We start from the raw sequence: 13,674 nt of genomic DNA, 5'->3' as shown, positions 1-13,674 counted from the left end.
TGGCAACAATCACAACAAAAAGGGGAAAGTCAGAAACCTGCCGCCTGTCGCCCTGATGTGCCTTCAACCTGCCGCGCCACCTGCTGGCCCAGCGCACATGCTTCGGCAACCGGGAGGTCCCGGATGATGACCGGCGTCTGTCCGGCGGTGTCGAGGATGAGCGTGGCCAAGCCCAACCGCAGATCGAAAGGGGTCTGCGCCACGACCACCGCCTGGATGTTGTTGACCGGAACGGCATACACGGCGTGGCCGGCCCACCCCTGCCGCACAAACCAGTAGCGTGCACCGGGAAGATAGGCGCGGGCGCGGTAGTCCAGCCAGCTCACCAGCCCGATGACCGGCAAGCCCACCAGCAGCGGCCACAGTCCATACGGCCATGACCACCACCACAGCGCCGCAGCCGTCAGCCCCACCAGCCACACCGAACGCCGCAGGATGCCGCGCCGAACCGCCAGCGGCGACACCTTGCGCCACGCACCCGGCGCCATGACGCAACCGGGCATAAACCGGGCCAGCAGGGCTTCGGCTGCCGCCGGGCGGATCAGCGGCACCAGCACCCCCCGCCCCTGTTGCTCTTCCTGGCGCTCGTAAGCCACACCGGCGACATCCACCCGCAGCGATGCCCAGCCAAACAGCCGCCGCAGCGGGGTTTGCTCAATGGCCAGCAACTGAATCCGCGCCGGTGACAGACTGCTGATGTGACGGGTCAGCAGCCCGTAGGTACGCCGCAGGGCCGTTCCCTGTTCGGTCAACTGAAAGTCGTAAAAACGCACTACCGCCATGACGCCCGAAGCCGCCACACTCAGCAGCACCAGAAACGTTATGGACAGGAACAACGTCGCCAGCATCATCGCCGTGCTCTGACCGCCGAGCGCGCGAACTGTCGCTTCAATCCCCCGGAGCAGTGCCCGGCGTCCGGCTTCCGGCAGCCATTCCTCGGCAAACCGGAGCAGTGCGCCCAGGATGAGAAACAGCGTGAAAATGCCATTCGAGGTCAGCCCGGCAATGAGCAGCTCCGGCCACCCCAGCCGCACCAGCGGCACTTCCGCAACGGCCGGCGCTTCGGACCGGGGTGTGCCTCCGTCCGGTGCACCTTCACCTCGGTGCTCGAACACACACCGGCGCAAACGGGCAATGTCATGAACGGAAAGCAGCGCCAGCGAGGCTTCGACGCCACCTCCGGTTGACGTCTCGATGTCGGCCCGGGCAATCCCCAACTGACGCTGGATGAGGTTCTGTTCGAGGCGGATTTCCTGAATGTTGGCCAGGGGAATGTGCCGTTCCTGATGGCGCAGGATGCCCTGCTCGACGATCAGCTCGCCTTCCTCCACCCGGTAGCGGAAGGTCCAGTAACGGGCCACGACCAGCAGCAGGCTGGGGATGCCAAACATCAGCACCAGCAACGTGCCAAAGACGCTGAACCCGGAAACGACCCAGTAGAGCAGCGGAATCAACATCTGGCGCGCCACGGCAAACAGGCCGAACACGAGCGTCCAGGGATGAAGTCGCCCGGCCAAGGGCAGCCGGTAGGCGGCTTCGGTGCTCATGCCGTGGCGTCTCCATTGGCCGTGGCGTCTCTGTTGACAGCTTCCGGTGTGTCGGGCTGCACCACAGAAACGGGCACCTGCCGGCGGTGAAGCTGTCCGATGAGCTGGTCGCGCAGGGCAGCGGCTTTGCCGGCGGCAAGGCCCGGCAGGGGTGTACTCGACTCATGCATGCCGGCGGTGTGGAAGACAAGCGTTGCCAGGCCGTACGACCGCTCAAAAAGTCCCTGCCGCAGGTCAATATGCTGGATGCGCGACAGCGGTATCAGACGGCTTTCCCGAAACCACACCCCATGCCGGACTTCGATGATGCGGTCGGTAATGCGGTAGGCGGAGTAGCGATAGGCCAACGGCGGATACCAGATGGTCTGAACCATCGCCACGACCAGCGCCAGCACCCAGGCCGCCAGCAACGCCCAGAACCACATTCCCAAAGACAGCACGATGCTGCCTACCGTGATGATGACGAACGTCATGGACAGCAGGATGGCCCACTCGATACCCCCGTTGAGTCGCCACAGGGCAATGACTTCCGGCTCGAGGGTCGAAAACGCCTCCGGTGTCGCCCCTGAAACCAAGGCTTCCTCAGATACCGACGCCGTTATGGTTGTCTCTGGCATCTTTTCTGTCATCGCGGCTGGCCTGTCGTGTCGGACGTGTCCGCACCGTCTGTTGGGGCCGTCAGGGATGACGGCATCTCAGGCGGCGTTGCGGCCGGTTTTGGTGAGAGCGACGTTGCAGTCGCCATCGTCGCATCCCCCTCGGCCACCGCCTTGCCCCCTAACGTCTCCTGTATCGTGTCCGACACACTCACCTCCCGTTCCAAAGAACCAGACCGAACCACCCCACCCTCAGCGGCAACCTTGTCAGCAAGACGCTCCAACTCCGCTGCCGCCTCTGCTGCCGTTGGACGCTCCCCAGCATCCTTCGCCAGCAGCCGCAGCATATACCCGCTTACCTCCTCATCCAGCCCAGCCACCATCTTCCCAGGCCCCACTGGCACATCATGCACGTGCGCCAGCAACACCCGTATCCCACTCTCCCCACGCCCCCCAAACGGCAACACCCCACACACCATCTCGTACAACATCACCCCAACCGCATACACATCCGCACGCCCGTCATACTCACCCCCTACCACCCGCTCCGGCGCAATGTACGCCGGTGTCCCCACCACCGCACCCGTCCCCGTCAACGTCTCCAACCCTCCCCCGCCACCACGCTCCAGCACCGTCGCGATCCCGAAATCCACCACCTTCACCACCTCCTCCCCACCCGACCAGTCCACATACACGTTCTCAGGCTTCACATCCCGATGCACCACCCCCACCCCGTGTGCCGCCGCCAACCCGCGACACACCGCCCCGCACACCCGCAACGCCCGCCCCACTCCCAATCCCCCACCCCGCATCTCCTCCCGCACCGCATACCCCTCCAGCAACTCCATCACCAGATACGCCATCCCCTCCCCCGATACCCCAGCATCCATCACCTCCACCACGTGCCGATCCCGTATCTGCGCCGCCAGCAACCCCTCCCGCCGAAACCGCTCCAGCGCCTCCGCACTGTCATTCCCGGCCACCGGCTTGAACACCTTCACCGCCACCCCGCGCTGCAACCCAAGATGCTCCCCCGCAAACACCACCCCGTACCCGCCAGCCCCAAGCTTCCGCCCCAACCGGTACTTCCCATCCAGCACCGTCCCCGGCAACGCCTCCGCCAACGCCGAAAATATCCGGTCGGCGCGCCGCTGACTCGCCTCCAGCGCCGCCACCTTCTCGTCCAGCGCCGCGTTCTTCCGCTCCACTTCGGTCTTGGCCGCCGCCAACGCCTGATTCTGGGCTTCCACCTCCGCCTTGGCGGCGGCCAGCGCCGCCGTCCGCTCGGCCACCTTCGCTTCCAGTTCCGCGTTCTGCCGCTCCAGCGCCCGCAGCCGCCACCGCACCCCGGCATAGACCGCCCCAAACCCGCAGCCCACGTACCCCACCCACGCCCACCACGTCAGCCACCACGGCGTAAGCACCTGAAACGCCAGCGGGGACATGGCAATCACCCGCCCGTGTGGGTCACGCGCCCACACACGGAAGGTGTAGGTTCCAGAGGGGACGTTGGTATAGACCGCTCTGGTTTCGGTCGTCCACGCGGAAGGCGCCGGGTCATACCCCTCCAACTGCACCTGGTAACGAATGGCGTCCGGTTCACTGAAATCCAGCAAGGCGTATTCAAAGGCCAGATTGTTCTCGGCATGGCGCAGACGCTGCCCGGCCGTCAGCTCAAACGGACGGCCGTTGACGCGGGTCTGCTCAAGCACCACGGAACGCACCGGTGGGAGCGTTTCCAGAGCCGGGTCATAGACAGCCGCTCCGGCGACCGTGCCAACCCAGAGCCGTCCGGCGCTGTCACGGTAAAAAGCCCCCTGGTTGCACTCGTTGCTCGGCAACCCCTGGTTCATCGAGAACACACGGGTCTGGTAGTTCGGCCCCGGACCATTCTCCGGCGTCCACTGGGCGACGCCCCGGTTGGTCATGAAATACAGTCGCCCACGGGCATCCATCAGCACGCCATAGACGAAATCGTTGGGCAGCCCCGGCTGGCTGTATGTGGAAAACCGCCTCCAGGCAGACTGCGGCTGGTTCAAGTCGCGGAACAGCACCCCCTGGCTCTGTGTTCCCACCCAGAGTTGCGCCTGATCGCCGGTCCCGAACACACCGAGGCCCAGCAGACGGTCGGTGGAGAGCCCCTGTCGGGGAAGCAACGTCCACTGCCCGTCGGCGTAGCGCAGCACACCCAGGCCATAGACACTTCCCCACAGCACATCGGGGCGCGCCGGGTCGCGTTCCACCCGGTAAGGAATGTGCCTGTCATTGAATTCGGGCAGTTCTGACCGCTGCCACCGTCCGTTTTCGAGATACTGCACACCGTCGTAGGTAAAAGCCCAGAGCACCGGCTGGCCGGCGGCATTTTCGGCAACGGCGAGTGAAAAATAGACCGTTCCGCGCCGCCCATCGCAGGGCGTGGGTTCGACTTGCCAGCGGTCGCCGACGAGTCTGGCCAACCCGCCATCGCAGCCCGCCCAGACTGTCGGCGGGCCGCCATTGGAGGCCGGCAACTCGGCCAGACTCAGTACCGTATCGCCGGGCAGTCCATCCTTGCGGGTATAGGTTCGGAGCTGGCCATTCTCAGCGCGGAGCAGACCGCCCGAAGTGCCAATCCAGAAACAGCGGTTGCCCTCACGTCCGGCCGATTCGAGAAAGGCATACACCCTTCGGTCGGGTAGTCCCTCATTGACGGTGATGGACTGCCAGCCTTCGAGGTCACAGCGCGCCAGCCCTCCGCCCCCGGTTCCGATCCAGATACCGGGCGTGATGTCGCCGCGTTCCGGGAGCAGCGAAAACACCCGTTCGGAGGGTATTCCCTGCTTCGTGGCATAGACCCGCCAGTCCTGCCCGGTGTAGCAGGCCACGCCCCCGCCATCCGTCCCGATCCACAGGTGACGTCGGCCATCGGCGGCCCTGACCTCGGCCAGGCACTGCACCCGCCCGTTGGGCAACGGCGTGTTGTCTGGAGTAAGGCGCTGACGCACATGGCCCTGCCCATCCAGCAGAAACAGTCCGCCCCCCTGCGTCCCACCCCAGAGTTGGGGCTGTCCGTCCGCATCCTGTGTCGGAAGCAGGCAGGTGATGTATTCCCCTGGGATACCAGTCGCCTGCCCCAGCACCTGCGCCGTTTCCCCCACCTGGCGCACGAGTCCCCGGCTGGTCGTCCCAATCCACAGCACTTCCTGCCCGGTGGCATCCACGGTACGCGCCAGGCATTTCACAGTCACCTCGGGAAGCTGGGCCCGGATGGGCACCCGCTCCCAACGGCCGCTGACGAAGCGCGCAACGCCTCCATCGCCGCCGGCCCATACAACCTGCCCCTGGGGCGTGGCTTCCTCAAGCAGGTCGTACACTTCACGGAGCGGAACCCCCCCGGCTTCAGACGCCTGCCCCGCACCAAAGACTGTCCACTGCCCACGCTGAAGACGCAGCAGGCCATCGAGCGTGCCCACCCACAGCGCACCATCAGAAGCTGGCAGCAAGGCGTGGATGTTGTGTGAGGCCGCCTCGGCCGGGAGCACCACCACCTGCCAGCCGCGCCCATCGTAGCGCGCCAGCCCATCCTGCGTGCCCACCCACAGATGCCCTTGGGCATCGCAAGCCATGGCGCCAACGGTGTTCTGGGGCAGCCCTTCGCGGTCCGTGAAGACCGTCAGCGCCGGGCGCAATACCGGGAAGGCTTTGCGGACATCGGCCGTTGCCGAAAAAGGGAGTCCAGCCAGCGCCACTCCCAGCCAGAGGGTGATGTGCCAGGTCAAACACTGCCCAAACCGTCTCAACATATCGTGCCTGGACTATGAGCGTTCATCCGTTGCGGGATTACGCCGGACCGTAGTCGTCCGCCGCCGCGTTTCGACCAACCGATTCATTTCACCTGAGCTGGCTGCTATCCGGTCAGAGAGCGCCTGATGCTGACGGGCCACCTTGTCGGCGAGGCGTTCGAGTTCCTCCGCCACCTCCGCCGCCGTCGGGCGCTCCCCAGCATCCTTCGCCAGCAGCCGCAGCATATACCCGCTTACCTCCTCATCCAGCCCAGCCACCATCTTCCCAGGCCCCACTGGCACATCATGCACGTGCGCCAGCAACACCCGTATCCCACTCTCCCCACGCCCCCCAAACGGCAACACCCCACACACCATCTCGTACAACATCACCCCAACCGCATACACATCCGCACGCCCGTCATACTCACCCCCTACCACCCGCTCCGGCGCAATGTACGCCGGTGTCCCCACCACCGCACCCGTCCCCGTCAACGTCTCCAACCCTCCCCCGCCACCACGCTCCAGCACCGTCGCTATCCCGAAATCCACCACCTTCACCACCTCCTCCCCACCCGACCAGTCCACATACACGTTCTCAGGCTTCACATCCCGATGCACCACCCCCACCCCGTGTGCCGCCGCCAACCCGCGACACACCGCCCCGCACACCCGCAACGCCCGCCCCACTCCCAATCCCCCACCCCGCATCTCCTCCCGCACCGCATACCCCTCCAGCAACTCCATCACCAGATACGCCATCCCCTCCCCCGACACCCCAGCATCCATCACCTCCACCACGTGCCGATCCCGTATCTGCGCCGCCAGCAACCCCTCCCGCCGAAACCGCTCCAGCGCCTCCGCACTGTCATTCCCGGCCACCGGCTTGAACACCTTCACCGCCACCCCACGCTGCAACCCAAGATGCTCCCCCGCAAACACCACCCCGTACCCGCCAGCCCCAAGCTTCCGCCCCAACCGGTACTTCCCATCCAGCACCGTCCCCGGCAACGCCTCCGCCAACGCCGAAAATATCCGGTCGGCGCGCCGCTGGCTCGCCTCCAGCGCCGCCACCTTCTCGTCCAGCGCCGCGTTCTTCCGCTCCACTTCGGTCTTGGCCGCCGCCAACGCCTGATTCTGGGCTTCCACCTCCGCCTTGGCGGCGGCCAGCGCCGCCGTCCGCTCGGCCACCTTCGCTTCCAGTTCCGCGTTCCGCCGCTCCAGCGCCCGCAGCCGCCACCGCACCCCGGCATAGACCGCCCCAAACCCGCAGCCCACGTACCCCACCCACGCCCACCACGTCAGCCACCACGGCGTGGCAATCCGAAAACGTATCCGGGTGGGCTGGCTCTCGCGTCCGTATCCGTCACGTACCCAGGCGGTGAAGACGTACTCGCCGGGCCGGAGATTGGTGAAGGTGCGCTGGGACTCGGAACCCCAGTCAGTTGGCTGTTCATCGAAGCCTTCAAGATGGGTTCGGTAGCGCAGGCGCGAGACGGCGATAAACGTCGGGGCTGATATTTCAAAGACCAGACTGCGCACACGAGCGGGCAGCGTCAGCCCGTCGGCAAAGGTTTGGGGATTGGCGTCGGCAGTTGCTGCCTGAAGCATCGGCGGTTGGGGTGGTAATGCCAGCGCCTCGGCTGCCGGATTGAACACCGCCACGCCGTTGGGTGTTCCACCCCAGATGCGCCCCAGCGGATCCACCATCGAAGCGCCGCCGTTGAACTCCCCACTTGGTAAACCGTCTTCGGTATCAAAGGTTTCAAGCGTGAAGTTGCCGTTTCCCCGGTAGGTCAGTCGCGCCACGCCCTTGTTGGTCAGTGCATAGGCGCGCCGTTGCGCATCGAAGCGCACCTGATAAACGGTGTCGTTGGGAAAGCCGGGCGTCGTGGACTCCGACCAGACCTGAAAGCGCAGTGGTGCACCGTCGAGTTCTGCCGTAACGAGGCCGCCGCCCTCCGTCCCGGCAAACAGAAACTGCCGTCCGTCGGAAAAGTCCATGACCTGGACGGTCATGACCGTGTTATTGGGCAGCACCGGCGCCTGCCACACCTGCCATTGCCCGTTGACCAGCCGCGCCAGTCCGCCGTTTTCCATTCCCACCCAGAGACTTTTTTCGCCGGCGGGCGACACACTTTCACAAATGGCGTGCAGGTTGTCGGTCGGCAGACCGCTGGCGGTGTCGAAAACCGTCCACCGCTCCGCCTCGAAGCGCAGCAGACCGGCGCCGGCCGTGACAATCCATAGACCGTCATCCGATTCGAGAAAGCCGCGCACACTTGCCCGTTCGAGTTTGGGCACGGCACGCACCGGCGCGACCCGCCCCCCGGCCGGTCGGCGGAACAGTCCGGCCTGGGTTCCAATCCACAGGGAACGACCGGTCTGCGCCGCAAAGGTTTCATGCACACTGAACACCGTGTTGGTCGAAAGGCCGTCGGCCACGGTGAGCTGCTGCCAGCGCCCATCCGCGTAGCCAACCAGTCCGTTGCCGCGTGTCCCGAACCAGTAGTTGGTTCCGCCATCGGGACGCCGCACGGCGCACATCCCATAGACACTCGCACCGGCGAGGGTGGGGATGTTGTCGAGTGTGGCCCAGCCGGTAAATGAAACCTGGAGCAGGCCGCCATCCGTGCCGACCCACAGCCCGACGTGCTGCCCCGGAGTGGCGGACGGCAGGGCGAGCAGGCTCCAGACACTGACGTTGGGCAGGCCATACGCCGCATCGAACGCCTGTACGGCCTGAAGGTCAGGCGGATTGTCCGGGAGAAGGTACAGCAAGCCGTCGCCATCCGTCCCAACCCACAGGCGGCGCGCCCCCTGGGGCGGCGTCGTTTCGGCCAGCGCCGTGATGCGGCTGCGGACTGGCAGCGGCCAGCGCCGCCAGGTACGGTTTTCCCAACGCCAGAGCTGCCCCTCGCTGCCCCCCACCCAGAGCGCCCCTGTCCCGTCCACGTAACCTGCTGAGACACTTCCGGTTGGGCCGGCGGTTATGGTTTCCCAGGTGCGCCCGTCATGCCGAACCAGTCCCTTCGGTGTGCCAACCCACACGCTGCCGTCGGGAGTTTTGGTCAGGCAGAGCACCCTCTCGCCGGAAAGCGGACCCGGCAGGACTTCGATGCGCCGTGTCGCTGCCCGCCAGACGGCCAGCCCGCGTTCCGTGCCAATCCAGAGTTCACCTTCCGTCCGCTCCAGCAGACAATTGACCCGACCGGCCGGAAGCCCGGTGGTTTCATCCGCGTTTTCCCAAGTGGCATCGGGCAGGCGGCAGGCGAGTCCGCCATCCTGGCGTCCGAACCACAGGCGTCCGTCGCCAGTGGGCAGGCACACCCGCAGGAAGTTCGACCGCTGGCGGTTGGGCATGGCAAAGGTTTTCCAGGTGCGTCCGTCGAACCGGGCGGCACCATCCTGGGTCGCCACCCAGAGATACCCTTCCCGGTCAGTCGCCAGGCTCATGGCGGAAACCTGGGGGAGTCCGTCTTTCCCGGTGAAGAGGCGCGTCAACGGACGTACCGGCGGCCCGTCCGAAACGTCTGTTACAGGACGTGGGTCAGCTCTTATCCCCCCGGCAAACCCGGCCAGCACGCACCACAGACCGAGTAGCCAAATCCGGTGCAGCCGTGGCATGGTTGTGCGGGAACACACACTTTGCAGCCACAGTACAGCATCACCTGACGAAAGGTACATCTCCAACCCGTATGCCCACACGGCAAGCCATCATCGTTGAAGCTTTTGGCGGCCCTGATGTCCTCCACCTGATTACGGAAGAAACCCCAGCCCTTGAACCCGGTTTGATCCGTGTGGCGATTGAGGCCATTGGCGTCAATCGGGCTGACATCCTGCTCCGCACCGGAGCTTACCATGGTGCGCAGCCTCCGGCGCGGCCGGGACTCGAAGCGGCTGGCGTGGTGGTGGAGTCACGTGCCGCCCGGCTACCGGTTGGCAGTCGGGTTGTCATTTTTGGCCACCGGAAGGGTCTCTATGTGACGGAAGCCGTCGTGCACGAGGATGAAGTCGCTTTGCTTCCCGAAGTGGTCACCACGACGACGGCCGCGGCGCTGCCCGTCAACTGGCTCACGGCGTGGTATTGCCTGCACCGCCTCATCCGGCTGCGCCCGGATGACACGCTGCTCATTCCGGCTGCCGCCAGTGGCGTCGGGACAGCCGCTATCCAGATCGCGCGCCACGTCGGCGCAGCGGTCATTGCGGCCGCAAGCAGCGCGGAAAAACTGGCCTTTGCCGCCCGTCTCGGCGCGAACATTCTGGTCAACTACGCCGAAATCAACCTCCTTGAAGCCCTCCGGGACATCACTGAAAACAAGGGCGTGACGGCCTTTCTCGATACGGTCGGCGGGCAGACCTTTGCCGACGGGCTCAAGGCGCTGGCCCCCTTTGGACGGGTGGCCGCGCTGGCGAATGTGACGCTTGAACCGTCGCTCATCAACGTACGGGATTTCTACCCCAAGAATGCCCACATCTACGGCTTCCAGTTGGGCAACCTCATGGCGGCCGGGCGCTACCCGGAGGCGCGGACTGACCTTGAGGACATCCTGGCGCAGGTTGCCAACGGCGCGTTTCAAGTGCCAATTGCGGCTACCTTTCCACTTGCTGCCGCAGCAGCGGCTCACGAGCGACTGGAAAGCCGTACCGTCATGGGCAAGCTCCTGCTTGTCGCACCACCACAAACTTGAGTACAGAATAGGCCTCACAGGCCAAAAAACACATTCCCGCACCGGTAGGGCTTATGTCAGACGATGCCATCTCGCGGCGTGGTTTTCTGAAGGGCGGCGCAGTGTTCTCACTGGGCATGGCCGGCCTCGATTCGTTTCTGCCACTTGCCGGCTTCATCCAGCCTGGCGTCATCCAGTCCGCCCCGGACGCTTCACCGGCCGGCCCCCAGAACTACACCCGGCAATCGGCAGCCCTTGAACCCGATCAGGTCGTGGCCAGCGCGTGCCAGTTTTGCAATTCGCTCTGCCGTCTCCAGGTGGCCCTCAAACAGGGACGCATCCTCGAAGTGCGCGGCGAGCCGGATGACCCGGTGCAAGCCGGTGAAATCTGCATCAAGGGACAGCTCATGGCCGAGCTGGTGTACAACCGTTTCCGCCTGCGGCAACCGCTCAAACGTGTGGCTGGTGAGAAAGGCTCACCCGACAGCCGTTTTGAGCCCATCACCTGGGACGAAGCCTATGACCTCATGGCGCGGCGATTCCTGACCCTGCGGGATGCCGGACTGGCGCATACCATCGCCAACCGCACGTCAGGACGGCTGCCACGCGGGACAGGCTCACTCATCCATCGTTTTTTCAGGCTGTTGGGTAGCCCCAACGATACTGACGTCGGGCCCGTGTGCAATGACGCCGGCGGGAATGCCCTGTCGTGGACGTTCGGACTGGGCCTCTTCACCAATGGTTATGGTGTGGACGGCGCAACGGGCAAGGAAGACCTGGGCAGCGCCAGATTCCTGCTGTTTCTGGGCACCAACCAGGCTGAAACGCATCCGGTGACATTTTCCTACCTGTTACGTGCCCGGCAAAAAACCAGGGCGCGGCTGGTTGTCATCGATCCGCGCCGCACGCCGACGGCCGCCCTGGCGGATGAATGGCTCGCCATCAAGCCCCACAGCGATCTGGCGCTCATTCTGGCCATGCTGCACGAAATTGTCACCCGGCAACTGTACGACAAGCCTTTCGTACGCCGGTGGGTGCTGGGCTTCGAGGAACTCAGGCAACATCTCATCCGCCATGACTACACGCCCCAGTGGGCCGCACAAGTGACCGGGCTTCCGGCTGACGCCATCCGTGACCTCGCCCACCGCTACGCCACCACCCGGCCGGCGGCCATCTTCTGCAATGCCGGTATTTCGCACCAACTCAACGCCTTTGCCACCTATCGCGCCCTGACGTTCCTGGCAGCCATTACGGGCAACATCGGCGTGCCGGGTGGCGGGTGCAATTTCATGCACAACACCTGGCCGGGTGATTTGCAGCTTCCACCGCCCGTCGGCGAGGCGCCTTCGCCTTCAGCGCCGGCCCTTCCCGTTGGGCCGGACTATTTTGCCCAGGCAATTCTGACCGGCCAGCCCTATCCCCTCCGGGCTGTGGTGACAGCCGGCAATCCGTTGATGAGCAGCGCCAACAGCCACAAGGTCCGGGAGGCCTTTCGCCAACCGGAGTTTTATGTGTACACCGGGCTGTTCATGGAAGAGTCGGCCTACTACGCCGATCTGGTGCTGCCCGTGTGCAGCGGTTTTGAGATGGAAACCGTTTACATGCGGCGCGATGACCGCGCCATCCGGTGGCAGGCGCAAGTCGTTCCACGGGTGGGGATGTCCAAGCCCGACTGGGAAATCTGGATTGAGCTGGCGCAGGTGATGGCCCGGCAAGACTCACGCCAGGCCGAACTGTGGAAAGCCCGCGTGGACGGCTCACCGGCACGGTGCTCCTGTGGGAAGGCATCCGGGAGGATGTCATTTTCATTCCCAACTCATTTGGTGAAGCCCAGCTTGTCGGAGACGAAGTGGATACGCCACGCTATGCGCCGGCAAACATCCTGGTTGACGATGCGCAGTACGACAACCTGTCCGGGCAACAGGCCTACAAGTGCTTTGCCTGCCGGATAGGAAAAGTGACCTGAAGCTGCGGTCTGTGGCCGGGCGCGCGCCGGGTGGTGCCTGCACGACAGTGCGGGCGACATCCTTCTACTACCACGGCCCCGACGCAACAGCCGGCGGCAGCGGGCAAGCGTCATGGCAACCCACGACGCCCATGGACGGGCGGTTTCATCCGGCAGCCCCACCAGCGCCCGGTGCAGGAACACATGGAAGGCGCAAACCGGACACCCCTTCACAGAGACAATCCCACTCCCGACGCACTATGCTAAAAAGCCCTCTGCGGTATCCCGGCGGCAAGTCGCGCGCAATCCAGCAAATAAGGTATCTCCTGCCAAAGGATTTCAGAGAATACAGAGAGCCGTTTGTCGGCGGTGGGTCATTTTTTATTTACCTGCGCCAGACCTGCCCGGAAATAAGCATCTGGATCAATGATCTCAATCCGGAGCTATACTTTTTCTGGAAATATGTACAGAAGGACTCTGAAAAATTGGCAAGCGAGATTTTCAAAGTCAAATTGGAAAGAAAAGATGGGCAGGAACTGTTTGACGAACTGGTAAACAGAAACAGTGAAAGTTTGTCCGAACTTGAAAGGGCAGTCCGCTTCTTCGTTCTGAACCGGATCACCTTTTCAGGAGTTGTTGAATCCGGAGGATACTCCCGGTTGGCTTTTCTTGGAAGGTTCACAGAGTCTTCCATCCGGCGCGTTGCCAGACTGGGGAAACTTTTGGAAGGGGTCAGGATTACCTGTCTGGATTACCGCGAACTGTTGCACGATGGAGAAAAGGAAGTTTTCATCTTTCTTGATCCACCTTATTTCAAGGCAACAAAATCAAAGCTGTATGGCAAAAATGGTATCCTGCATCTAAACTTTGACCATAGTGAATTTGCTGGTGAGATGAAAAAATGCAATCATTCCTGGCTGATAACTTATGACGACTCGCCGGAAATCAGAAAAAATTTTGATTTTGCAAATATCTATGAATGGCAATTGCAGTATGGAATGAACAACTACAAACAGGGCAGGGCGGAAAAAGGAAGTGAACTTTTCATTTCCAACTATGAGCTTCCAATTGAGCAAATAGTGCAAAAGAAAATAGAACAACTCAGACTGATTTAGGCTTTGGCAGGCAGGCTGACAAAGCAAGCTGCTGCATCCA

General features: G+C 63.6%; 7 protein-coding genes and 1 pseudogene. 4 read left to right on the top strand and 4 right to left on the bottom strand.

From position 1 onward, the window contains the following. Positions 1–29: 29 nt before the first annotated feature. Genes J8C05_RS03830 through J8C05_RS03815 form a run of 4 tightly spaced genes read right to left on the bottom strand, consistent with a single transcriptional unit; the run spans position 30 to position 9,531 of the window. Positions 30–1,547, bottom strand: coding sequence for a PH domain-containing protein (locus J8C05_RS03830; protein WP_211422865.1), 1,518 nt, complete (start codon positions 1,545–1,547; stop codon positions 30–32). Beyond that, complete coding sequence (locus J8C05_RS03825; protein ID WP_211422864.1) at positions 1,544–2,164, bottom strand: PH domain-containing protein; 621 nt, start codon at positions 2,162–2,164, stop codon at positions 1,544–1,546. Before J8C05_RS03825 ends, J8C05_RS03830 begins: the two co-directional genes overlap by 4 nt. A gap of 8 nt (positions 2,165–2,172) precedes the next feature. After that, positions 2,173–5,925 carry a protein kinase domain-containing protein gene (locus J8C05_RS03820; RefSeq protein WP_211422863.1) on the bottom strand — a complete coding sequence of 1,251 codons (3,753 nt, stop codon included), beginning with the start codon at positions 5,923–5,925 and terminating at the stop codon, positions 2,173–2,175. Between the two features lie 12 nt (positions 5,926–5,937). Then, positions 5,938–9,531: a protein kinase domain-containing protein gene (locus J8C05_RS03815; protein WP_211422862.1), complete on the bottom strand. Its 3,594-nt coding sequence runs from the start codon at positions 9,529–9,531 to the stop codon at positions 5,938–5,940. 71 nt (positions 9,532–9,602) lie between these two features. Between J8C05_RS03815 and J8C05_RS03810 the strand changes: the two genes are divergently transcribed. From J8C05_RS03810 to J8C05_RS03800, 4 genes and pseudogenes are all read left to right on the top strand, one after another. Further along, the gene (locus tag J8C05_RS03810) at positions 9,603–10,595 is read left to right on the top strand and encodes a quinone oxidoreductase family protein (RefSeq protein WP_246840742.1); all 993 of its coding nucleotides are present in this window, start codon (positions 9,603–9,605) and stop codon (positions 10,593–10,595) included. A gap of 53 nt (positions 10,596–10,648) precedes the next feature. Beyond that, a pseudogene (locus J8C05_RS03805) lies at positions 10,649–12,262 on the top strand (molybdopterin-containing oxidoreductase family protein); the annotation flags it as partial. Between the two features lie 47 nt (positions 12,263–12,309). Further along, positions 12,310–12,540, top strand: coding sequence for a molybdopterin dinucleotide binding domain-containing protein (locus tag J8C05_RS15760; protein ID WP_407062876.1), 231 nt, complete (start codon positions 12,310–12,312; stop codon positions 12,538–12,540). An 11-nt stretch (positions 12,541–12,551) separates the two neighbouring features. Next, the gene (locus tag J8C05_RS03800; protein WP_459543836.1) at positions 12,552–13,634 is read left to right on the top strand and encodes a DNA adenine methylase; all 1,083 of its coding nucleotides are present in this window, start codon (positions 12,552–12,554) and stop codon (positions 13,632–13,634) included. The last annotated feature ends 40 nt before the right edge of the window (positions 13,635–13,674 follow it).

This window comes from Chloracidobacterium sp. N (genome assembly GCF_018304765.1).
GTDB classification, from domain to species: domain Bacteria; phylum Acidobacteriota; class Blastocatellia; order Chloracidobacteriales; family Chloracidobacteriaceae; genus Chloracidobacterium; species Chloracidobacterium aggregatum.
This window is presented reverse-complemented; position numbering and strand designations above follow the sequence as displayed.

Bases quoted from the DNA above. Each gene is read 5' to 3' on its own strand.
- J8C05_RS03830 (WP_211422865.1), bottom strand. From the start codon at position 1,547: ATGAGCACCGAAGCCGCCTACCGGCTGCCCTTGGCCGGGCGACTTCAT.
- J8C05_RS03825 (WP_211422864.1), bottom strand. From the start codon at position 2,164: ATGCCAGAGACAACCATAACGGCGTCGGTATCTGAGGAAGCCTTGGTT.
- J8C05_RS03820 (WP_211422863.1), bottom strand. From the start codon at position 5,925: ATGTTGAGACGGTTTGGGCAGTGTTTGACCTGGCACATCACCCTCTGG.
- J8C05_RS03815 (WP_211422862.1), bottom strand. From the start codon at position 9,531: ATGCCACGGCTGCACCGGATTTGGCTACTCGGTCTGTGGTGCGTGCTG.
- J8C05_RS03810 (WP_246840742.1), top strand. From the start codon at position 9,603: ATGCCCACACGGCAAGCCATCATCGTTGAAGCTTTTGGCGGCCCTGAT.